The following is a 21,653-nucleotide window of genomic DNA, read 5'->3' on the forward strand; positions in this document are numbered from 1 at the left end:
TACCTTGTGCTAAATAGCGATAAAGGCTTATCTATACGCCATTTTTATCTTTATATACTTAAACTTAGGGTTATGCGGCATTTTTTAAACCGTAGCGATTAACTTTTAGCAGGTATATCAGCAAGTGCTAAACTGTAATGTGACTATGGCAAATTAGGCTCTAGATATGAAAACGCCACCACCCCGTTACCGAGATGATGGCGGTTTTGCGCTAACAAAACTCTAACTAAAACTCTTGCTAAACAGCGTATTAACGAGCATTAGCTTGATATAATTCAACAAAAATACGCTTATAGCTGTTTACTAAACGGTCAAATAAGCTTTTCATTTTGATATCTCTACATAGTGGTTGATGGTATGAGTGGAGCCGAACACCACTGGGCGACTTCAGCGGATGGCCTTATAGGCTCCTCTACTGGGCGGTATGGTAACCAGACGTCTTATTTTGGACAAACGATTAAAATTAAGATTTATCATTAGTAAATATAATGATTCAAATTCACTAGTGATTACTTGTTGAGCTGTCAATGATTTTATACTTTTGTTTTTACTTGCATTTATTTTGGTTTGTTTGTTTTTTATGGTTAGTGATAATAATGGTTTATTTGTTAAGTTTTGTTAAATATCCTTTTTGTGGAGATATACATGCTTAGGGGTTATAAGTATTGTCTTTTATTAATTACCGTAACCACCTAGCATGTTTTGTTTGTTTTAGCAACCACCTTGGCGGGTGAAGTGTGTCGTCTGCCGCAAAACCCATTATTGCTGGCATGATTGATTGATTTGAATCAATTCTCAGTGGTATAAAATACCCACGGTATACTTGCCGAGCCCTGTTGTAAGTTTCTGAAAAAATTACTTTTAATTATTTCGCTGTTGATTTTTAGGGGTTAGAGATCACAAAGCTTACCGTTTCGTGGGGTGTGTCTCGTTTTTATGTGGGGGACGCCTTTTGAAGCACTGTTTTACTCAATTTGACTGAAAAGTAAATATTTGGCGGTTTAGTATATGGCGACATATACGGATCACTTTGAACAATAAAGTTCTTAAAAAATGCATTTTACGGTGGATGGGGATCTCATCGTAATAATGTTCGCACCACCTAAGGAGTCACTGATGATTGTTGAAGAGGTTGTTGAGCTCTCGCGCTTGCAGTTCGCGCTGACAGCTATGTATCACTTCCTGTTTGTTCCTTTGACCTTGGGGTTAGCGTTCTTGCTAGCCATTATGGAATCACTGTATGTGATGACCGATAAGCAGATCTATAAAGATATGACCAAGTTCTGGGGTAAGCTATTTGGTATTAACTTTGCTCTCGGTGTGACCACCGGGTTGGCGATGGAGTTCCAATTTGGAACTAACTGGTCGTATTACTCACATTATGTGGGTGATATTTTTGGCGCACCGCTGGCGATTGAAGGGTTGATGGCGTTCTTCCTCGAATCGACTTTAGTCGGGATGTTCTTCTTTGGTTGGGATCGTTTCAGTAAGCGCCAACACTTAGCCGTTACCTGGTTAGTGGCGCTGGGCTCAAACATGTCAGCCTTGTGGATCCTAGTGGCTAATGGTTGGATGCAAAACCCCGTCGGTAGCGTATTTAACTACGAAACCATGCGTATGGAGATGACCAGCTTTGCCGAGGTGGTATTTAATCCCGTTGCGCAGGTGAAGTTTGTGCATACTGTGGCGTCAGGTTATGTAGCGGGCGCGATGTTTGTTTTAGCTATCAGTGCTTACTACATCTTGAAAAAGCGTGACCTGCCTTTTGCTCGTCGTTCATTCGCGATTGCAGCCAGTTTTGGTATGACCTCTATCTTGTCGGTTATCGTATTAGGCGACGAATCGGGTTATAAGGTCGGCGAAGTACAGCGAGTTAAATTAGCCGCGATTGAAGCAGAATGGCACACTGAGCCAGCTCCTGCGGCATTTACCGCTGTGGGTTTCCCAAATCAAGAAACCATGCACACCGATTATGCCATTAAAATCCCCTATGCGATGGGCATTATTGCAACTCGCTCTCTGGATGAAGAGGTGACTGGTATTCGTGACTTGATTGCCGAACACGAAGTGCGTATTCGTAACGGTATGAAAGCCTACGCGATGCTAACAGAGTTGCGTGCGGGTAACGAAACTCCTGAGCTGCGAGCCGCTTTTGAAGAGGCTAAAGTGGACTTAGGCTATGGCTTACTGCTTAAGCGTTACACGGACAATGTGGTTGATGCTACCGAAGAGCAAATTCAAGCTGCGGCGAAAGATTCTATCCCATCGGTCGCGCCGATGTTTTGGAGCTTCCGCGTAATGGTCGGTCTTGGTGTGATCATGTTGTTTGTGTTCGCTGCCGCTTTCTGGCAAAGCACACGTCACCAAATCGAAGAGAAACCATGGGTACTTAAAGCTGCGCTATACAGCTTACCATTGCCTTGGATCGCGATTGAGTGTGGTTGGTTTGTCGCCGAGTACGGTCGCCAACCTTGGACCATTTCAGAGGTTTTGCCTACTTTCATGTCGGCATCGAGCCTGAACGTAAGTGATCTGTGGTTCAGTATCATTTCAATTACCTTGTTCTATTCAGTGTTGTTGGTTATCGAGCTGTTCTTAATGATTAAGTTTGCTCGTAAAGGCCCTAGCAGCCTGAAAACAGGTCGTTATCACTTTGAACAGCTAGATGCTTAAGCCGGAGATCTGATTATGTTTGATTATGAGATATTAAGATTTATCTGGTGGGCACTGATTGGTGTGCTATTCATCGGATTTGCCGTCACCGACGGTTTCGATATGGGAGTGGGGGCATTGCTGCCTATCATCGGTAAAGATGATACCGATCGCCGTATCATGATTAACTCGATTGCCCCTCACTGGGATGGTAACCAAGTATGGTTAATCACCGCAGGTGGTGCGCTATTTGCTGCTTGGCACTATGGTGTACGCGGTATCTTTCTCAGGCTTTTATGTGGCGATGATGTTGGTGCTGTTTGCCCTGTTTATGCGCCCAGTGGGTTTCGATTATCGCTCGAAAATTGAAGATCCAAGATGGCGTAAGAGCTGGGACTGGGCATTGTTTGCCGGTGGTTTTGTTCCGCCGCTGATCATTGGTGTGGCATTTGGTAACTTGTTACAAGGTGTGCCGTTTAACTTTGATGAGTTCCTACGTGCAACTTATCATGGTGGCTTGTTTGGGCTGCTGAATCCATTTGGTTTATTAGCTGGTCTGGTGAGCGTGGCGATGATCATGATGCAAGGTGCTGCTTGGTTACAGATGAAGACAGAAGGTGAGCTGCGCGTTCGTGCTGCGAAAGCCACTCAAGTGTTTGCTCTGTTATTGGCTGTGCTGTTTACCCTCGCTGGTGTTTGGTTAGCCAATGGGATTGACGGTTATGTGATCACATCTGCGCTTGATACTCACGGCGTGTCAAACCCAACCTTAAAAACGGTTGCCGTTGAAGCCGGTGCCTGGTTAGCAAACTATGACAAGTACCCTGTGACTATGCTGTTCCCGATTTTGGGCATTGCAATGCCACTACTGGCCTTGCTAGCGAGTCGTTTTAACCGCTCAGGTTTTGCGTTCTTGTTCAGCTCTGTTGCAGTGGCGATGATTATTTTGACCTGTGGCGCAGCTATGTTCCCATTTGTGATGCCATCATCACTTGAGCCCAATGTGAGCTTAACTATGTGGGATGCGACAGCCAGTCATATGACGTTAACCGTGATGACATGGGCAGCCGCTATCTTTGTACCGATAGTCCTCAGCTACACCATTTGGACTTACTTGAAGATGTTTGGCCGCTTAAGCCGCAGCTACATCGAAGATAACAAGACGTCACTTTACTAAGGAGCCGACACTATGTGGTACTTTGCTTGGATTTTAGGCATTTTGCTGGCGTGTTCTTTCGGTATTATCAACGCCTTGTGGTTAGAAAATACTGAAAACATGGACAGAGACGCAGATCAACAAGATTAATCTCGTCGCTAAGATAAGCGTCGCTGCCTAAATATGGCTAGTCGCGTTATCTCTAAACCCCGTACTTTACTTTGGTAGATGCGGGGTTTTTTATTGTTTGTTGAGAGGAAGAAATCATCACAATGCTAAAGACCGCCGTAACAGACCTTTGCTACAGGCTGAGGGATTGCCTTTGCTGTTCCCAATAGATACCTCGCAACTCAGTGCGGCACGCTTACGCTGGTGAGTAGATTACATTCATCACGATGAGCAGTGTTTGACTGTTGCACTCAACTTGACTTGCGAGCAATTTAATGTGGCTAGCAGCATTGGCCAAGTGATTAAGCGGTCCATGTGTTGAGGTGATGAAGCATTAGTTAAAGTGGGCAAGGGGTGGCCGAATGTTGGTGAAGCATTACCGCTAGTGAGCTAGATTTTTAGGTAATTGATTACGGTGGTGGCCACTGATTTAGCTTGCTGAATTAGGTTACTGAGGTAGGGCTTTTGAGTGCAGGAACACCAGGCCATTAAGCTGCAGATGGCCTGGTGTATTTAGGGCTTATTTAAAGATGCTGATCTTCTGTTTTATCTCATGGGCTAAATGGGATAGACCTTGAGCGGCATCAAGGGTTTCATTGGCGCGCAGTTCCCCCTCGCGAGCCAGCTCTGTGATTTGATGCAAGTTACGGGTTATCTCATCGGCCACGGCGCTTTGTTGCTCCGTTGCACTGGCAATACTACTTGAGGTGATGGCTAGCTCACCAATACTGGTAGTGATTTGATTAAGCTGCAACGCGACCTCTTGCCCCTGATTAGCAGACTCTGTGCCCAGCTGCTGGCTTTGCCCCATCTGCTGGGCGGTAAGCTTGACCTGTGATTGCAGTTGAGCAATGGTCTGGCTAATTTCTGAGATTGAAGACTGGGTACGCTGGGCTAAGGTGCGGACTTCATCGGCGACCACGGCAAACCCACGGCCTTGTTCCCCCGCGCGGGCGGCTTCAATGGCGGCATTAAGCGCCAGCAGGTTAGTCTGTTCGGCGATGCTGTTGATCACTTCCGTGACTTGGTTAATCGCTTCACTCTCTTTGCTGACGTTTTCGACACTGATGTGGCTGCTATTAAGCTGATCGCTTAAGGTGGTGAGCCCTTGCACGACTAAATTTAACTGCTGATGGCCATCGCGTGATGCACTGTCAACTTGCTGACTGCGATTGGCCCCTTCACCTGCGTGGCTAGCGACATCACGAATGGAGGTCGACATCTCTTCAATGGCGGTGGCAATTTGATCGGTCTGCGCCATCAATGCTTGTGACTCTTCACCGTTGAGGCGTGCGGTTTCTTGAGCCGTCTCGGCCTGAGTTTCTAGGGTATTGACCGAGGCTTGTAGTGCATCAATTAAGGTTCTGAGGCTGGTCGCCATTTGATGCGCGCTAATGGTGATTTTATCCACCTCGTTATCACTGTCATTGGATACCGTCGCGAACTGCTGTGACAAGTCACCTTCACCTAATTGAGTGAGTTGATATTGCAGTACGCCTAAAGGCTTGAGGGTTTTAAATAGCACTAAAGAGAGCAGCAGGGTAATAACCACAATGCCGAACAGTGCGACAGCCACATTGATGGCGAGCAGTGTTAGGCTTTCTTCATTTAGCTCGCGCACTTTGGTTTGGCCCAGTAGGGTCCATTGCCAGCCAGGAATGTTGAGTGAGTATGCATACATGGCTTCACCCTGCCTATTGAGATACTCTCGCTCACCTTCATCTTGCTTGGCTTGCTCAAGGCTTATACCGTCTAAAATGGTCTCTGTAAGTGGGGTGCCCGTCGTTTGATGTGGCTGGGCGATAATGATGTTGTCCCTATTACGCAGTAGGGTGAAGTAGCCTGACTCCTCCAGCTTGAGTTGGTTCATCGACTGTTGCAGTTCAGTAAGCGAGTCTGTGATATCAAAGCCGATATAAAGGATACCGATGACATCCCCCGCAGGCCCCGTTATCGGGCGGTAAACCGTCATGTAATCTTTACCAAACAGCTTAGCGTAACCCTCATATTCTTGGCCCTTGATCAGCGCAGCGTAGCCTGGGTGCTTGGTGCCCAAATAGGTGCCTAATGCACGTTGACCGTCGGCTTTTTTTAGTGAGGTCGAAATACGGATAAAGTCATCTCCGTCACGCACAAATACCGTTGCAGTGCCACCCGTTAGGCTAGAAAATCGGTCCACTTTACTTTTTGAAGCGTTAATTTGCTCGCGCTCGTGGGCTAATGCTGGCGTAGGGGTGCCTAACACCTTGACGGTTTTGTCGGGTTTATAAAATTGCCCTGGGTACATGGTGCGCAAGATATCGGCGTTGCGACGAGCTAATGATAATAAACTATGGTACTGCAGCTCGATAAGGTCGGCGGTGCTGTCCATTTGCGCCTTCATGGCGCTGATCCCTTTTTGTTCGAGCACATTATTAGCAGTGATATAAGAGACACTGCTAATAATACTAAATACGATTATGGTGAGTATAAAGGCGAGCACACCTATCTGTTTTGCGACCGGCCAATGTTTGTAATTCATCCGTCTATCCATGCTTGTTTATTATTGTTTGCTAAATATATAGAAATGTTATCGGCAATGTTTTGACATAGGTCTAATTCAACTAAAATATTATAAAATTAACTAGTTACCATATTGTTAACATGAGAGGTGATTTTTTAATGGTACAGTATTGAGCGTGCACCAATGTGGGGTTGGCTTTTGGTGCAGGGGGAGCGTTGTGTAAGGTGTGATGATTTAAACCGCTCACTTTTTTATTGAATTGCAACAAGTTGGCCGTTATCAGTTTGGTGATGTTCGTGGCGCTGCAGTGCGTTTATGCCTTATGTTATTTGGTGAGATGCGCCTAAAGTTAGAGTTAGGGTTGGCGGTAGAGGATATCGCGCCCCATCGCACGCGGTATATTAAAGAGACGGTTGAGATGTTTTTGCGAGCTTATCGTAGTGAAACCTGAGTGTTGATAAACCATAAAACAGACATATCGCGGGAAAATAGATGGCTTAAGTTGAACTATAATCTTGGCGCAGCTGATCGGTTTACTGTGCAGGAGCGTAATGCTAACGGTTTGCTTGCAGGCCAATTTATTACACCGTAGAGAGTCCCAGAAGTTGCTTAATGACGCTGAGTTGTGGGTGTCACCATTTGTGTTATAGATGCTTTAAAAAAGTAATAATCTCAATAATATGGCGTGATAATAAGCAGTAGTGCGCTCAATAACCGCAATAGCCACTGTGTAGCTCTCTAAGCTATTGCATTTCGTTTTTGTTGCGGTGAACATTGCCGTGATCGATAACGATCATCCATTATTTTTATATTGCTGCGATGGAGTTAGCATGATTTTTGATAACAACAGCCGTTTTTCTCGCCTATCGACCTCCTTACTATTTGGGGCGGTTGCCACCCTAGGGACTAGCGCGTCTGCTGTGGCCAAACCTTACTCGCCGTTGACTTTGAGTGTGTCTCGTATTGCGACCTCAGATGCCGACGTGAATAACTCGGGCTATGAGGTACAGCGAGATACCTGGTTATTTGGTGTTAAGAGCGATATACCACTGAATAAGCAGTGGTCACTCAGTATCAATGCTAATTATGACAAGTTAGATTTTGATTGGTCAGGCAGAGGCGCTGGATTAATGGGGGGGCAACTATCTCCTTGGTCATCTGTCGACCGTTACAGTGCTGGGGTGGGGCTGAGCTTTCGGCCTAATCAGCGTTGGATGTTCCTGTTTGCACCTAAGATCCAATACGCTTACACAGAGGATGCCTCGCGCTCAAATGCACAAAGTTATGGTGTGGTCGCCTCAGGTATGTACCGATTCAATAATGGCAATATGTTAGGGCTTGGCGTCGCCTATTTAAACGATATTTCAGAGGTCAGAACCGTGCCTTATCTGGCGGTTAACTGGCAAATTAGTGACAGGCTCAAGTTGGGCAATCCATTTTCGGCTGGTTTTAGTGTCCCAGCAGGTTTGGAGCTGAGTTATAAGCTGTCTGATGCTATCGATGTGGGTGTTGGCGCATCGAAGCGTACTCAACGATTTTTAGTTAAAGATGATAACGTGGCCGTCGAAATCGACGAGTGGGCAAGCTTTATGCGTGCAGGTTGGGCGGTGAATGAGTCATTATCGCTCAATGGTTACTTAGGTTATTACTTTAATGGTGAAATGGAGCTAAGTGAACCTAATAATACCGATAGCCTAGATGATCAACTGGCCATGGCATTTGCAGCGCAATATAAGTTTTAATAGGCGCTTACAGTGACAGCAAGTTAGTCGTAAAAATTGCGTCCATAATCAACAAGCCCAGCCAATAGCGTTGGGCTTGTTGATTATGGGGCAGCGTAATGCGTTTATGTCAGTCCTGCCATCTATTGTCGCTACCTTATTGTCCTAGCATTGCCGCCTTTAAGCTGCTTTGTGCTGGTGAGTCTCCAAGCCAAATATTGAGCAGAGCTTTTCTAAAGTCTTCGCCTTGAATGTTTGCCTGTAATTGGTTGTTTTTATAGGCACTAACGCCAACGCCCTGAGTGGTCTCAAAGGTAAACTGATCGCCATCCACAATAGGCTCATTAAATAAGGCCATAAAGGTGTCGATGTGTTGCTTAATGGGGGCTACATGGCCTTGGGTGGCATCGTCAAACCCGGTGATAATGGCATCGCTCATTTTATCAGAGGTGATCATCCCCGAGGTGATATTAAGCCGGATCACCGCCTTGGGGGCGTTGATAATGGCCTCAACGTCACTGCTTGACTGCTGAAGGTAAAGACTGCCTACATACAAGTCCATAAAGAATTTACTGCGCACGCCCGCGCCGTTGAGTTGCAAGGTGTTGTCAGCTAATTGAATCATTTCAGCCACTTCAACATCGGCGATCGTTTTGGCATTTGCCAGACAGGTCATTAGTAAAGGCAGCAATAGGGTTAAGGTGGTAATGGGTTTCATCGTGGGTCTCATTTTTAGTTATTGGTTTGAGTCATGGTTGCCGTGATGGCGATGATGGGGCGAGGGCTAACCTCGCTGACCCACTTGGTATTGGCCACTTTGATGAAATATCGCCGCTTGTTTTTTCTTCGGAGAGATCAGTAGTGGGCCGTCATCAAAAAACAGGAAACACTTCCAGTTGCGTACAAAAACATCCCACCGAGTTTCAATAACTTGATATTTTTCATAGCAAAAATAGATTGGCGTGTCATTTTCCCAGTCAAAATGATGGTGTAATATTTCGGGCAGTTCGGCCGCTTCGCTGTCCCATGCGCTTTGCCAATGGTCGGTTTCAAGCCAAGCATCGGCTTTTGCTGCCCAGTCACCCTTGGTAAATTGCTCGGCGCGACTGCTCTTGTTACTTATCCATTTATTCCACACCTCCATTGATGATTTTTGATCAAGGGGCTTAATGAATGCCTTGTCATCATCACTGACAGGAAGATCTTTGTGATTGAAGATCCATTTACGTTGGTATTGATCGAGTGGAATATAAGTATGTGCCACAGAGCCTCGCTATCGAAATTGGGTGAGATATGCAAAGGCGTATTATACGGTTTGAATACGAGCAAGGGAAAGGGCACCAGCGGATAAATCTTTGCGCTGACGCCCTAGGGCCTGTTGATCTTTGCTGGTCATTTCTACTGCGTTCTCAGCTTTTTATGTAGAATAACTACACCACAAAGCTTCTGCCTTGTATAAAATACCCAACAATTCGCTGCAAAAATAACCTCGAAAGATCAACAGGCCCTATCGCTTAATCGCCGAGCTGCTGGATATAGCTTATCGCGGCTTGGTTTTCTTCATCTAGGCTTAAGACGTTTTCAAAACAGGCGCGTGCGCCATCGATTTGGCCGACATTGGCGAGAAAAATCCCCAGTTTTAACATTACCGAAATATCTTGCGGATATTTATCGAGGTAATCCAAGTAAGTAGCTAACGCGTCTTGGGCATTGTCGTTTAAGTATAAGGCCTGAGCATATTGCGGCAGATATTCGTCGCTATAGGTAATAATTTTGGCATATTGCGCCAGCGCCAGCGGCAGGCGGTTAAGCTTTAAAGCCAGTAGGATTATCTGCTTTAACTCTGCTTCTTGTCGCTGTTCGATGGGGGTTGCCAGCACGGCATCGAGCGCCAGCTCTAGCTGGTTTTCGAGCCGATATTGATAACTTTTGGCTAAGTTATGCAGACGGGTAATATCAAGATCACTGTCGACATAAGGGGCGGTGTACTGCACCATTTTTGTGATGGCCAGCAGGTGTTTGTAATGCAGCAGAGCATGCAGTTTTTTAAAGGCATTGTTGAGTTGTGGTACAGCAGGCTCATCGCTGGGATCGATAAACGCCTTGACCACAAATTGGTCATGGTATTGCTGTCGGGTTTTTGCCAGTTCGCTTTGCTGAGCAGTTGTTAATTGTGCGTATTGCTGCGGATGTTGCTGTTGCCAAATAAGGGCGCGTCCCCACTGTGCATCGATATCCCAGCGCTCACATAAGGCGTGAATATCCACTTCATCTTGATGCTCTGCAAGGCGTGAACTTACCCGCGCGATAGCCTCATCAACTAATCGACTTAATGCGCTCGTGATGTCGCTAAAAGCTTGATAGTAAAGACGGGTATTGTCAGTCACATCTTGCTGTGACCAGTCATCGACTTTTTTGGTGGATAAAAAGTGGCTAAATTCATAATAACCATAAAATTTAACCAGCTTTGCTAGGCCAGAGTAGTTAGCGTTGATGCAGCTTTCGATATTGTCGAGCTTGCTAGCTAATGCGCCTATGCGCTCAGGATACTGATGCGCTGCTTCTATTTGGTCGACCAATTGCAGTGCGTCTTGATTGTAGTCATTTAACTGCGCCAGTTGTTCGCTAGTGGCTTTTAAGGCGTCGAGCGTGCTGCCAAGTAACTGACATTTCTTGTCGATACTCAATAGATGCTGGGCTGGGGCCAGCAGCGCGCGTTGCTTAGCGCTGATCTCTGCTAAGGTGATGTCATGGGCATTGACCTGTTCAACCCCGTTAACCTTGGCGGCATCAGGTGACAGATTGATATAGCGCGCCCCAGGGTACGCCTCGATTGCTGCTGCCAGTGATTGTATGGCGTACATTAGCTGTATAGGAGTTTCCGCCATTTCACCACTATTGGTTTCAACCCACTCGTACATAATCCCCATGTCCGGTCCAAGGCTTGCGCCATAGGTGCCTGCGGTGTGGGTGATACCCGATTGCGAATGGCAAAAATCGACGCCGCACAACAAAATTTGGCTAAAACCCATCTCCCGTGCAATTTCGATAGCGCTATTGGTGACTGTGGGGCCGACGGACTCGATATTGTTGTTATCGTGGTCACTGTTCCAAGGTAAACGAGAGCCGGTATAGAGCGCGGCGCCGCGCCATTGACCGATAATTTTCGGGGTCACATGGTAGGAGTAGACGAGCAACGTATCGTGCTCCAGTGACATCAACTCTTTATTGACATCAAAACTTATCGATTGTGGGTCGACCGAGACAATGATGTCAGGTTTTATCTCCAGTTTGGCTAATTTGCCTACAATGCGTGAGGCGGCAATGATCACCAGTCGGTCGGCGTTGGCTTTTATCCAGTCAATATTGTTATCGAGGGAGGGCCCACCGCCTAATACGATGCAGGTTTTATCATTAAATTGGCCACGCAGTACTGAGGCGGGTTGCAGGTTTTCGGCTAAATTGGTTAGCTGAGTCTGGATAAACAGCTTCTGATTAAAGGCCGTGCCTAAGCTAAAGGATTCATGCTCAATCATTTTCTCGATTTCAGCATTGATCTCACTGTAGGGCTCTAAATAATTGCCATCGACGGCAATTGAGCGATGAATGGCGTACTTACCTTTGACTAAAAACACATTATTGCGGATATCGGCAATGGTCTCTTTAAGCTCATCAAATGAGATCACGCTTATCTCATCTGTCAGATTCTCAGGGATGTCGATAGACAACATGGAGAGCACTTCTGGCAGCTCAACAAAAATAAACTTAGCCCCATCGGCAAGCGGATGCTCCATGACATAATTGGCCAGCAGCCCAGAATCGAGGCCGATGATGATATGTAAGGTATCGGGTTTAGATAAGGCCTGTTTGAAGCGTTCGTTATACAATGAAGTGGAGTCAATTTTTTCAAATGTATTGCGATTGATGCTGGGCAGGTAATATTCGCCAAAGCGGCTGACAGCAAAGCTTCTGGAGATTTCTGGCGGATTATCTAACATGATGTCCTCATTCGTCGGTTCGAATTGTGCTTGACCAGTGATGAGCATAGCCTACCTGCTAATGCTGCGGATTCAAATGGGTTTCCTATCTTTACTGGCGAAATTTGCTGGCGAATTCTCTGTTAATCGCTACTAGCGACTTACAGTTGGCATGCTTACTTTGCCATGGTTGGTTATCTGCCTTGCTTCACGTTTGACTCCAGCATTGGGGGAGACTGTTAATGCTATCAACTGGATTGTGAGTTGCTATCAAGTGCTATTTACTGTCTTTGATATGTAAAAGTGAGATGTTTGTCACAAAAGTGGCGAAGTGTAGGCCAGAGCATTGCATGGATGGCGGCTTATTGTCGCTTGTATTCACCTTGCTTGGTGTCACGGTATTTTATTCATAGGGTAAAAAGTGATTAGCTGGCTGCAGGTGAGTCGATAAATCGTACAATATGAGTAATGTGCTGCACAACAAGGGCAAATATAGTTAGACAATTAAGATTAAGTTACTAAAATTAAATGCGTTTATAAGTTTACTTTTTTGTCTGGCTCTATCTATGAGTCTGCCTGTTGTTCGGTTATCGCGATGGGCGGTATGTGTTATGCAGCAGCTTATATTTTTAGTGTGAACTCCATTATATTGGGTATCAGATTTCGCTACATTCATTTTAATTTTAGTCGTGCTGTTTAAAGCAGCTATTTGGAGACTATATGTTTAACAATAAATCCATCCTCATAACTGGCGGCACTGGCTCATTCGGTCAAAAATACACCAAGACAATTTTAGCGCGTTATAAACCTAAGCGGTTGATTATTCTCTCTCGTGACGAGTTAAAACAGTATGAGATGCAGCAGGTCTATAACGATCCTTGCATGCGCTATTTTCTTGGCGATGTGCGCGATGGCGATCGTCTTATGCAAGCGTTTAATGACGTCGACTTTGTTATTCATGCCGCGGCAATTAAGCAGGTTCCTGCAGCCGAATATAATCCCATGGAATGCATCAAGACCAATATTTACGGCGCTGAAAACGTAATTAAGGCGGCTATCGCGAATAAAGTTAAGCGCGTGATAGCCTTATCTACCGATAAAGCGGCTAATCCCATAAACCTTTATGGCGCCACTAAACTGGCGTCGGATAAACTGTTTGTTGCAGCGAATAACATAGTAGGCGCAGGGGAAACCCGATTTTCTGCTGTGCGTTATGGCAATGTGGTGGGTTCGCGTGGCTCAGTTGTGCCTTTTTTCCAACAGTTAATCAATAATGGCGCGACCTCGCTGCCTATTACTCACCCCGACATGACCCGCTTTTGGATAACCTTGCAAGATGGCGTCGATTTTGTGCTTAAGAACTTTGCTCGCATGCAAGGGGGAGAGATTTTTGTCCCTAAAATTCCCTCGGTGAGAATTACCGATTTGGCCGAGGCCTATGGCCCAGGGCTAGAGCATGAGATTGTGGGGATTCGCCCTGGTGAGAAGATGCACGAAATCATGTGCCCAGCCGACGATTCACACCACACCATCGAATTTGACGATCATTTTGTGATAACACCGAGCATCTCCTTCTTTGGTCGTGAGCATGATTACACTGCCAATAACTTGGGCGAGAAAGGGCATGCGGTACAGCAGGGGTACGAATATCACTCTGGCAATAATCCGCACTTCTTGTCGGCAGATGAGATTAAACATTTTGATAAGGAAGCGTCTGCCTCATGATCCCTTATGGTAAACAACACATTAACCAAGATGATATTGATGCTGTTGTTGAGGTATTAAAGTCAGATTACCTTACTCAAGGGCCTAAAGTGCCCGCTTTTGAACAAGCTATCTGTGACTACACTGGGGCGCAATACGCGGTGGCCGTTAACAGTGCCACCTCAGCATTACATGTCGCGTGTTTAGCGCTGGGAGTTGCAGCAGGCGATTATGTCTGGACATCGCCAATTACCTTTGTCGCTTCGGCTAATTGCGCCCTTTATTGTGGTGCCAAGGTCGATTTTGTCGATGTAGATGCTACTACTGGTAATATGTGTCCCAAGGCGCTTCAGGCTAAGCTTGAAGTGGCTAAAGCTCAAGGATGTTTACCTAAAGTGGTGATCCCTGTGCATTTGTGCGGGCATAGCTGTGATATGGCTGCGATTGCGGCACTGGCCAGTGAATACGGTTTTTACGTGATTGAAGATGCTTCTCATGGTATTGGCGGTAGTCATCAGGGCAATAAGCTCGGCAGTTGTTGTTATAGCGATATTAGCGTATTTAGTTTTCATCCGGTGAAGATCATCACCAGTGCCGAAGGTGGCGTGGCAACCACCAATAATGCCGATTTAGCGGCTAAAATGGGGCTGTATCGCAGTCATGGCATTACCAAAGATCCCCACAAAATGCAGCGCCTAGATGAAGGCGATTGGTACTACGAACAACACGCGTTAGGGTTTAACTACCGCATGACCGAGATGCAGGCCGCATTAGGTTTGAGTCAGATGGCACGTTTAAATGAGTTTGTTGCTGCACGTAATCAGTTGGCGACCCAGTACCATCAGGCTTTTGTTGATCTTAATCTGCAATGGGTGACTCCGCTTGAAAACAGTCACAGTGCCTATCATCTGATGGTCGCGTTGCTGCCGGAAACCTTAGATAGAAAAGCGATATTTAATGCCATGAGAGATGCAGACATTTGTGTCCACGTTCATTATTTTCCTGTGCATCTGCAGCCTTACTATCAAGATCTTGGCTTTGCCGAGCATGATTTCCCTCATGCTGAGTATTTTTATCGGCATTGTTTATCCTTGCCTTTATTTCCAGCGCTTACCGTTGATGAGCAGCATAAGGTGATTGCGACATTGCGAGATCTGCTGTGATCTCGCTTGGCCAAATTCAGCCTCGTCTAACTTGATAGTGTCGATGGCGTAACTACCTCGCACACTATAGATAACCATTTTAGATGGTTAATGTATTCCCTATGCCATTTGATTGGTGTTTAGGTATGAAGTTTGCAGAGATTTGCAAAAGTTTGTATTTGTCTTTGATGTGCCAAAAGAATGGCTGTTGCTAAGGCGAGCCAATCACTGCGTGTATTAACAAGGTTATGTTATGAGTACCACTACTTACCAATTGGTCAAAAATCCCTTAGGCATGTTTTCTGTTGCGCCAATGCCAAGTAAAGCGACGCTAGATCAGTTTTATAAAGATAAATATTACCAAGCAGAAATGAGCAGCTATCAGAGTGAATATAGCCTCGATGAGTTGACTTACTTTTTATCTGAGGTGGAATCCTCTATCGCGATTTGTCAATCACTGTCGCCTTTACCTGAGCAACCGCGTTTATTGGATGTGGGGTGTGGTGAAGGCTTTTTTGCGGCGCAGTGTCACAAGCAAGGCTGGCATGTGCATTTATGTGATTATTCTCAATACGGCTTACAGCACCATAATCCGCAGCTGGTGGCGTTTTTTGAGCAAGGTGATGTGCTACAGACCTTAGAAGGCTTGATTGCGCAGCAGCGTAAATTTGAGTTAATTAATCTTAAAAATGTACTCGAACACGTTATCGATCCTCAAGCCTTAATGGCAGCACTAACCCAGTTGTTAGCCGTTAATGGTGCTATACGTATCGAAGTGCCTAACGATTACTCGGCGTTTCAGTCGTTGCTGCAACAACATAACAAAACCGACAATACCTGGTTTTGTCCTCCAGAACACTTACACTATTTCAATAAGGACAGCCTAAAGGCTTTCGTGGCCAATTGTGGTTTACGCTTAGCGTTTATGACGGGCGATTTTCCGATTGAGATGTATCTGGCAAATGATTTTTCCAATTATGCGCAAGAGAGAAGCCGAGGTAAGCAGGCACATTTGAGCCGAGTCATGATCAACAATTATGTTTTCACCCAGGGTGTCGATAAACATGTTGAGTATCTGCGCTGCATGGCCGAAGTTGGCTTGTCGCGAAACTTAACCGTTTATGTCACTCAATAACAATGCGATGTCAGCTACCGTTGTAATAAGTGTGGCCACAGTGATATGGCGTTAATGATCAAAATAAATTTAAGGTATAACAATGGCGAAAGAAATTAAGGTAGCAGGGCACTCACGTAACTCTGAGGTGCAGATGCGTGAGCAGTTTTTTGAAGACTTTAAACAGTGTCCAATTCCCTCGTCTGAGATGTTAAGCAACTTGGGACTTTTCCTTAATCGACAAACCTTATCGCGCATACTATTTATGCATGAGATGTATCAAAAAATCATCGATGTGCATGGTGTTGTGATGGAGTTTGGTGTTCGCTGGGGGCAGAATCTCGCATTATTTGAATCCTTTCGAGGTATGTACGAACCCTATAACTACACGCGTAAAATTGTCGGATTCGACACCTTTAGTGGTTTCCCCTCAGTCGATGCTAAAGATGGCGATCACAGCGTGATTGACGTTGGCGCCTACTCGGTAACACAAGGGTATAAAGATTACCTTGAAGGGATCTTAGATTACCATGAGTCAGAAAGCCCAATCTCACACATTAAAAAATACCAATTAGTAGAAGGTGATGCGTCGCAGACGATTGAGCAATATCTGGCAGATAATCCAGAGACCATCATCGCCTTTGCCTACTTTGATTTTGATATCTATGAGCCGACCAAAAATTGCTTAGAGGCCATTAAAGGCCATTTGACCAAGGGCAGTATTATTGGCTTTGATGAGTTAAATTGTGCCACTTTCCCCGGTGAAACCATTGCCTTTAAAGAAGTGTTTTCGTTGTCGAAATACAAAATTACGCGCTCGCCACAAAACCCATATATGTCATACATAGTGTTTGAATAACCGGAGGCAGACAGTGAAAGTGGCCATCATTCCTGCCAGAGGCGGCAGTAAGCGAATTCCGGGGAAGAATATTAAAGATTTCTTCGGCAAACCGGTTATTGCCTACTCTATCGAGGCGGCAATGGCATCTGGGTGCTTCGATAAGATCATAGTGTCTACCGACGATGAGCAAATTGCCAGCGTCGCTAAAGCCTATGGCGCCGAGGTACCTTTTATGCGCCCAAGTGACATAGCTGATGATTTTGCCACCACAGGGCAAGTGATAAAGCACGCCGTGCAGTGGTGCCAACATCAAGGTGTTGAGCTGGATTTAGTCTGCTGTATTTATGCTTGTTCGCCGTTTATTGCGCCAACAAAAATACGCGAGGCGATGGCGCTGCTGTTGGCGAATCCCGATGCTTACTTCTGTTTTCCTGTATGTGAATTTGCCTTTCCTATACAAAGGGCCATTGGCATTGATAATGATGGCCGCGCGACCATGTTTCAGCCTGAGTGCTTTCCCATGCGCTCGCAAGATTTACCCGCGGCCTACCATGACGTAGGGCAGTTTTATTGGGGTAGGCCGATAGGTTATTTAACTGAAACGCCGATGTTTTCCTCCTATGCTATCCCCATGCCGATTTCGAGGCGAGATGTGGTGGATATCGATACCGAAGATGATTGGCGTTACGCGGTGCAGTTGTTTCAGCTTAAAGCCCTTGCAGCATCGGAGTCGGTGTAATATGGGGCTCAATGTGGCGCTGCGCGTTGACGCGTCATTAACCATGGGCACTGGCCATGTATATCGCAGCCTGACCTTAGCAAGTCAGTTGCGTCAACATGGTCATCAGGTGGTGTTTATCTGTCGGCAACTGCCCGGTAACTTGATTGACTTAATTACAGCCCATGACTTTCGGGTATTGCCCCTAAGTCAAGGTGCGATGACGACCACCACAGCAAATGATCACTGCCAGCATGGCGACTGGTTAGGGGTCGATTACCAACAAGAGATAGCGCAAGCGGCTCAAGTTGTTGACCATTACCTTGGCGAAATAGGTTGTTCTCAGTTAGATTGGCTAATCATAGACCACTATGGGATCGAGCATCGCTGGCATACAGCAATGCGCAGTCGTTGCCGGCAAGTGTTGCAAATCGATGATTTAGCCGACAGAGATTTCGACTGCGATATTTTACTGGATCAAAATTTCTATTTGAATATGGACTCGCGCTATGACGCCCGCTGTGCGGCCGCGACAACCAAACTTATCGGGCCCAAATTTGCCCTGCTCAACGAGATGTTTGGGCAACTGCAAAGTCAGCTTGCGCCTTATCCACAGCGCCTTACTCAAGGGCAAGTGCTGTTTTTTTTCGGCGGCATAGATAAAGATAATGAAACCTTAAAGGCGCTCAAAGGCGTTGCCCCCTTGCTGCGCCAATATCAATTAACGGGGCAGGTTATCTTAGGCAAACATAATCCGCACCAGGCCGATGTTACCGCCTTTTGTCGTGATTTTGGCCAGTTGTCGTTAGCGGTTCAAGTTGATGATATGGCGCGGCGAATGGCACACGCTTTTCTCTATATTGGCGCCGTTGGGGCCACTGTATGGGAGCGCTGCAGCCTTGCTTTACCTGCGATCACCTCAACCGTGGCGTTAAATCAGCAGGCGTTAGCTGAGAGCCTGAGTCAAATCGATGCGCATCTTTGTTTAGGGCCGCAGCAGCAGACTCGCTCGGCGGATTATGCACGCGCGTTTATCACCCTAATGAACTCACCAGAGCGATTACAAGCACAATCGTCAACGATAGCCCAGATGGTCGATGCACTTGGATGCTCACGGGTTGTAGATGTGATGGAGAGTATGAATGACCACTAATCCACATGTGTTAGTCACCAGTGTCGCGGCCAAAGTGCAGCTGATTGAAAGTTTAGCGCAAGCGTGCCGAGATTATGGCGTGCGCCTGTTCGCGACAGATATTAGCCCCAATAGCCCAGCATTGTATTTTGCCGATGATTATCAATTACTGCCCAAAATAAGCGACGATAATTACTTAGACGCCTTGTTTCAGTTTTGCCGCGACCAGCAAATAGGCCACATTATTCCTACGCGGGATCAAGATTTATTATTTTTTGCTGAGCACAGTAACCAATTGGCGCAGCAGGGCATTGGCTTGTTAATGAGTGACAGCGACACGATAAGAACCTGCAGCAATAAACATCAATTTCACGCCGCGTGTGTCGCTAAGGGGTTACCCATATTGCCCCAGCTAGCGCCCGATGAATTGCATTATCCTTGCGTCGCTAAGCAAGCCTATAGCAGTGCGGGTACTGGGGTGCATCTGTTATCTGGTCAAGCGGCTCTCTCGCAATTGTTGGCCGAGTACCCAGCAGAGGCTTTTCTGTTCGAGCCTTATGTGCCGTATGATGAGTACAGCATCGATGCCTTTTATGCCAATAATGGCATCTGTATACAGGCGGTGGCAAGGCAGAGACTGATTGTCGTTGGTGGTGAGTCTAAGGTGTCTCGGGTGGTCGATAACCCTGAGCTAGTCGCTTTGGCGCATCGCTTAAGCTCTGCTTTTGACTTTAGTGGCCACGTGACCATTCAAGCCTTTTATGTGGATGGACGCAGTTACTTGATAGAAGTGAATCCACGCTTTGGCGGCGCATCTAATTTGAGCATTGTTGCTGGGCTAGATTCTCCCCGAAAGCTTATCGCCAGTGTCTGTGGTGATGACGCTACGGTTGAACGGGTCAATCCAATTCAGTATGGCTTAAAAATGCTGAGATATTCTAAGGACCTGATGATCCAAGATGATGTTGAATAATAAGTTATTATTTATTTTTGATCTCGACGACACCTTAGTGCTCGAGCGAGATTATGTCCTTAGCGGTTTTAGCGCCGTGGCGTCATACATAGGTGCGCAGTGTCGATTGCCGAGCGAGGAGATTAAACAGTTTTTACACTCGACCTTTTTAACCCAAGGTCGTGAGCAGATTTTTGACAAGCTGCTACACGGTTATCCTGCTATCGCGCAGCAACTGACGATAGCGGCATTGGTCGATATTTATCGCCAGCATCAACCGGAGCTTAAGTTTGTCGACGGTGCAGAAGCAGTGTTGACGCGCTTACGGGCTGACGGTAAAAAAATTGCCATCGTCACCGATGGGCTTGCCAGTATGCAAAAGCAAAAAACGGCAGCGCTGGGATTAGCGGCCTATGCCGATCTCATCGTTTACTGCTGGGAAATTGGCGCACCTAAACCTAGCCCAGAAGGATTTAAACAAGCGATTAAGCACTTGAAGGTTGATATCGAGGATACTGTGATTATTGGTGATAATCCCAGCCATGATATTCAGCCAGGTGTGTTATTAGGAGTCGATACCGTTAGGGTATTGCAGGGACGGTTTAGTCGGTTAGATGATTTGAGTGGCTATAGCGCACGTTGTCGTGGGACTTCGTTAAAAACGATTTTTGAGGAACATTATGAGTATTAATATTGCGGGCAAAAAGATTGGTCTAGATCAGCCAACGTTTATCATTGCTGAGCTGTCGGCCAATCATAACCAACAGTTAGATGTTGCCTTAGCCACGGTCAAAGCGGCTAAAGATGCCGGAGCCGATGCCATTAAATTGCAAACCTATACCGCCGACACCTTAACGCTTGACTGCGATAGTGACCACTTTAAGGTGAACCATGGGACTCTGTGGGACGGTGAAACCTTATATTCCTTGTACCAAAAAGCCTTTACCCCGTGGGAGTGGCACCAAGAGATAATGGACTACGCTAAGCAGTTAGGGTTGATCTGTTTCTCTTCGCCGTTCGACCCAACCGCGGTTGATTTTTTAGCCGATTTAGATGTGCCAGCATACAAGATAGCATCGGCAGAAATCACCGATATTCCTCTGATTGATTATGTGGCTCGTCAACACAAGCCAATCATTATCTCTACGGGGATTGCACGACTTGCTGATATTGAACTTGCCGTAGAAACCTGTCGTAAGGCGGGTAACAATGACATCATCATTTTAAAATGTACCTCGGCTTATCCAACGCCATTAGATGAAGTGGATCTTAATACCATTCCAAATATTCGCAGCACGTTTGGTTGTGAAGTTGGCCTGTCTGATCATACGCTGGGCACCACAGTGGTGGCCGCCGCGGTTGCTCTGGGCGCACGTGTAGTGGAGAAACATTTTATTTTAGATAAGCTGTTAGGCGGCCCAGATGCCGACTTCTCTCTCGATCCGCAAGAATTTACCACCCTAGTCACAACCATTAGGGATACCGAAAAAGCACTCGGAACGGTTAATTATTCATTATCGCCTAAGCTCACCAAATTAAGGCAGTTTTCGCGCTCACTGTTTATTACTCAAGATGTAGTCGATGGCAGTGTGATCTCTCTGGATAATGTTCGCTCGGTCAGACCGGGATTTGGCTTACACCCCAAGTATCTTGAACAATTATTAGGTAAAAGGTTTCGTGGTTCACACGCTAAAGGCACGCCGCTGTCGTGGGAGCATATTGCAGACGCTGAGTAATCGCTTACTCAAGTGACTCAATGCAAACCGCTTAAACGCCAATAATACTACTGGGTAATATGGCTTTTAAAACTTGTTAAGCCCCTCAATTGAGGGGCTTAACAAGTTTTAAAAAGCCGTTTAAGCTTGTTACGCCT

General features: G+C 46.1%; 17 protein-coding genes and 1 pseudogene. 14 read left to right on the forward strand and 4 right to left on the reverse strand.

From position 1 onward, the window contains the following. Positions 1-1,116: 1,116 nt before the first annotated feature. From AC5YBZ_RS05400 to cydX, 3 genes and pseudogenes are all read left to right on the forward strand, one after another. Complete coding sequence (locus tag AC5YBZ_RS05400) at positions 1,117-2,673, forward strand: cytochrome ubiquinol oxidase subunit I (protein ID WP_494543518.1); 1,557 nt, start codon at positions 1,117-1,119, stop codon at positions 2,671-2,673. A 15-nt stretch (positions 2,674-2,688) separates the two neighbouring features. Further along, a pseudogene (gene cydB / locus AC5YBZ_RS05405) lies at positions 2,689-3,829 on the forward strand (cytochrome d ubiquinol oxidase subunit II). 12 nt (positions 3,830-3,841) lie between these two features. Then, complete coding sequence (cydX, locus tag AC5YBZ_RS05410) at positions 3,842-3,958, forward strand: cytochrome bd-I oxidase subunit CydX (RefSeq protein ID WP_494519691.1); 117 nt, start codon at positions 3,842-3,844, stop codon at positions 3,956-3,958. A gap of 538 nt (positions 3,959-4,496) precedes the next feature. On the opposite strand, the gene AC5YBZ_RS05415 is transcribed toward cydX, so the two are convergent. After that, a complete protein-coding gene (locus tag AC5YBZ_RS05415; protein WP_494543519.1) occupies positions 4,497-6,497 on the reverse strand; it encodes a methyl-accepting chemotaxis protein in 2,001 nt (666 codons plus the stop codon). A 235-nt stretch (positions 6,498-6,732) separates the two neighbouring features. On the opposite strand from AC5YBZ_RS05415, the gene AC5YBZ_RS05420 reads away from it, so the two are divergent. Next, positions 6,733-6,930, forward strand: coding sequence for a TetR/AcrR family transcriptional regulator C-terminal domain-containing protein (locus AC5YBZ_RS05420; protein WP_494521646.1), 198 nt, complete (start codon positions 6,733-6,735; stop codon positions 6,928-6,930). Between the two features lie 379 nt (positions 6,931-7,309). After that, positions 7,310-8,221 carry a DUF6268 family outer membrane beta-barrel protein gene (locus AC5YBZ_RS05425; RefSeq protein ID WP_494543520.1) on the forward strand — a complete coding sequence of 304 codons (912 nt, stop codon included), beginning with the start codon at positions 7,310-7,312 and terminating at the stop codon, positions 8,219-8,221. Positions 8,222-8,357: 136 nt separating this feature from the next. Here the strand turns inward: AC5YBZ_RS05425 and AC5YBZ_RS05430 are convergent, their stop codons facing one another. The 3 genes from AC5YBZ_RS05430 to AC5YBZ_RS05440 form a co-directional block, all read right to left on the reverse strand. Beyond that, entirely contained in the window at positions 8,358-8,918 is a 561-nt protein-coding gene (locus AC5YBZ_RS05430) for a chalcone isomerase family protein (RefSeq protein WP_494543521.1), read from the reverse strand. A 66-nt stretch (positions 8,919-8,984) separates the two neighbouring features. Next, entirely contained in the window at positions 8,985-9,464 is a 480-nt protein-coding gene (locus AC5YBZ_RS05435; protein ID WP_475516247.1) for a DUF2947 domain-containing protein, read from the reverse strand. Between the two features lie 250 nt (positions 9,465-9,714). Beyond that, complete coding sequence (locus tag AC5YBZ_RS05440; RefSeq protein WP_494543522.1) at positions 9,715-12,198, reverse strand: motility associated factor glycosyltransferase family protein; 2,484 nt, start codon at positions 12,196-12,198, stop codon at positions 9,715-9,717. 699 nt (positions 12,199-12,897) lie between these two features. Between AC5YBZ_RS05440 and pseB the strand changes: the two genes are divergently transcribed. The 9 genes from pseB to pseI all read left to right on the forward strand — a co-directional run bounded on the left by pseB (position 12,898) and on the right by pseI (position 21,516). Continuing rightward, positions 12,898-13,902 carry a UDP-N-acetylglucosamine 4,6-dehydratase (inverting) gene (gene pseB, locus AC5YBZ_RS05445; RefSeq protein WP_475516249.1) on the forward strand — a complete coding sequence of 335 codons (1,005 nt, stop codon included), beginning with the start codon at positions 12,898-12,900 and terminating at the stop codon, positions 13,900-13,902. After that, positions 13,899-15,044: a UDP-4-amino-4,6-dideoxy-N-acetyl-beta-L-altrosamine transaminase gene (gene pseC / locus AC5YBZ_RS05450; RefSeq protein WP_494543523.1), complete on the forward strand. Its 1,146-nt coding sequence runs from the start codon at positions 13,899-13,901 to the stop codon at positions 15,042-15,044. The genes pseB and pseC overlap by 4 nt, the downstream gene beginning before the upstream one ends. 232 nt (positions 15,045-15,276) lie before the next feature. Beyond that, positions 15,277-16,158 (forward strand): class I SAM-dependent methyltransferase, encoded by an 882-nt coding sequence (locus AC5YBZ_RS05455; protein WP_494543524.1) that lies wholly within the window; start codon positions 15,277-15,279, stop codon positions 16,156-16,158. An 82-nt stretch (positions 16,159-16,240) separates the two neighbouring features. Next, entirely contained in the window at positions 16,241-16,996 is a 756-nt protein-coding gene (locus AC5YBZ_RS05460) for a hypothetical protein (RefSeq protein WP_494543525.1), read from the forward strand. Positions 16,997-17,009: 13 nt separating this feature from the next. After that, positions 17,010-17,717 (forward strand): pseudaminic acid cytidylyltransferase, encoded by a 708-nt coding sequence (pseF, locus tag AC5YBZ_RS05465; protein WP_494543526.1) that lies wholly within the window; start codon positions 17,010-17,012, stop codon positions 17,715-17,717. 1 nt (position 17,718) lies between these two features. Then, the gene (gene pseG, locus AC5YBZ_RS05470) at positions 17,719-18,849 is read left to right on the forward strand and encodes a UDP-2,4-diacetamido-2,4,6-trideoxy-beta-L-altropyranose hydrolase (RefSeq protein WP_494543527.1); all 1,131 of its coding nucleotides are present in this window, start codon (positions 17,719-17,721) and stop codon (positions 18,847-18,849) included. Continuing rightward, complete coding sequence (locus AC5YBZ_RS05475; RefSeq protein ID WP_494543528.1) at positions 18,839-19,801, forward strand: ATP-grasp domain-containing protein; 963 nt, start codon at positions 18,839-18,841, stop codon at positions 19,799-19,801. Before pseG ends, AC5YBZ_RS05475 begins: the two co-directional genes overlap by 11 nt. Continuing rightward, complete coding sequence (locus tag AC5YBZ_RS05480; protein WP_494524487.1) at positions 19,788-20,471, forward strand: HAD family hydrolase; 684 nt, start codon at positions 19,788-19,790, stop codon at positions 20,469-20,471. Before AC5YBZ_RS05475 ends, AC5YBZ_RS05480 begins: the two co-directional genes overlap by 14 nt. Then, positions 20,461-21,516, forward strand: coding sequence for a pseudaminic acid synthase (gene pseI, locus AC5YBZ_RS05485; RefSeq protein ID WP_494543529.1), 1,056 nt, complete (start codon positions 20,461-20,463; stop codon positions 21,514-21,516). The genes AC5YBZ_RS05480 and pseI overlap by 11 nt, the downstream gene beginning before the upstream one ends. Positions 21,517-21,653: the final 137 nt, after the last annotated feature.

This window comes from Shewanella sp. 553 (assembly GCF_059338375.1).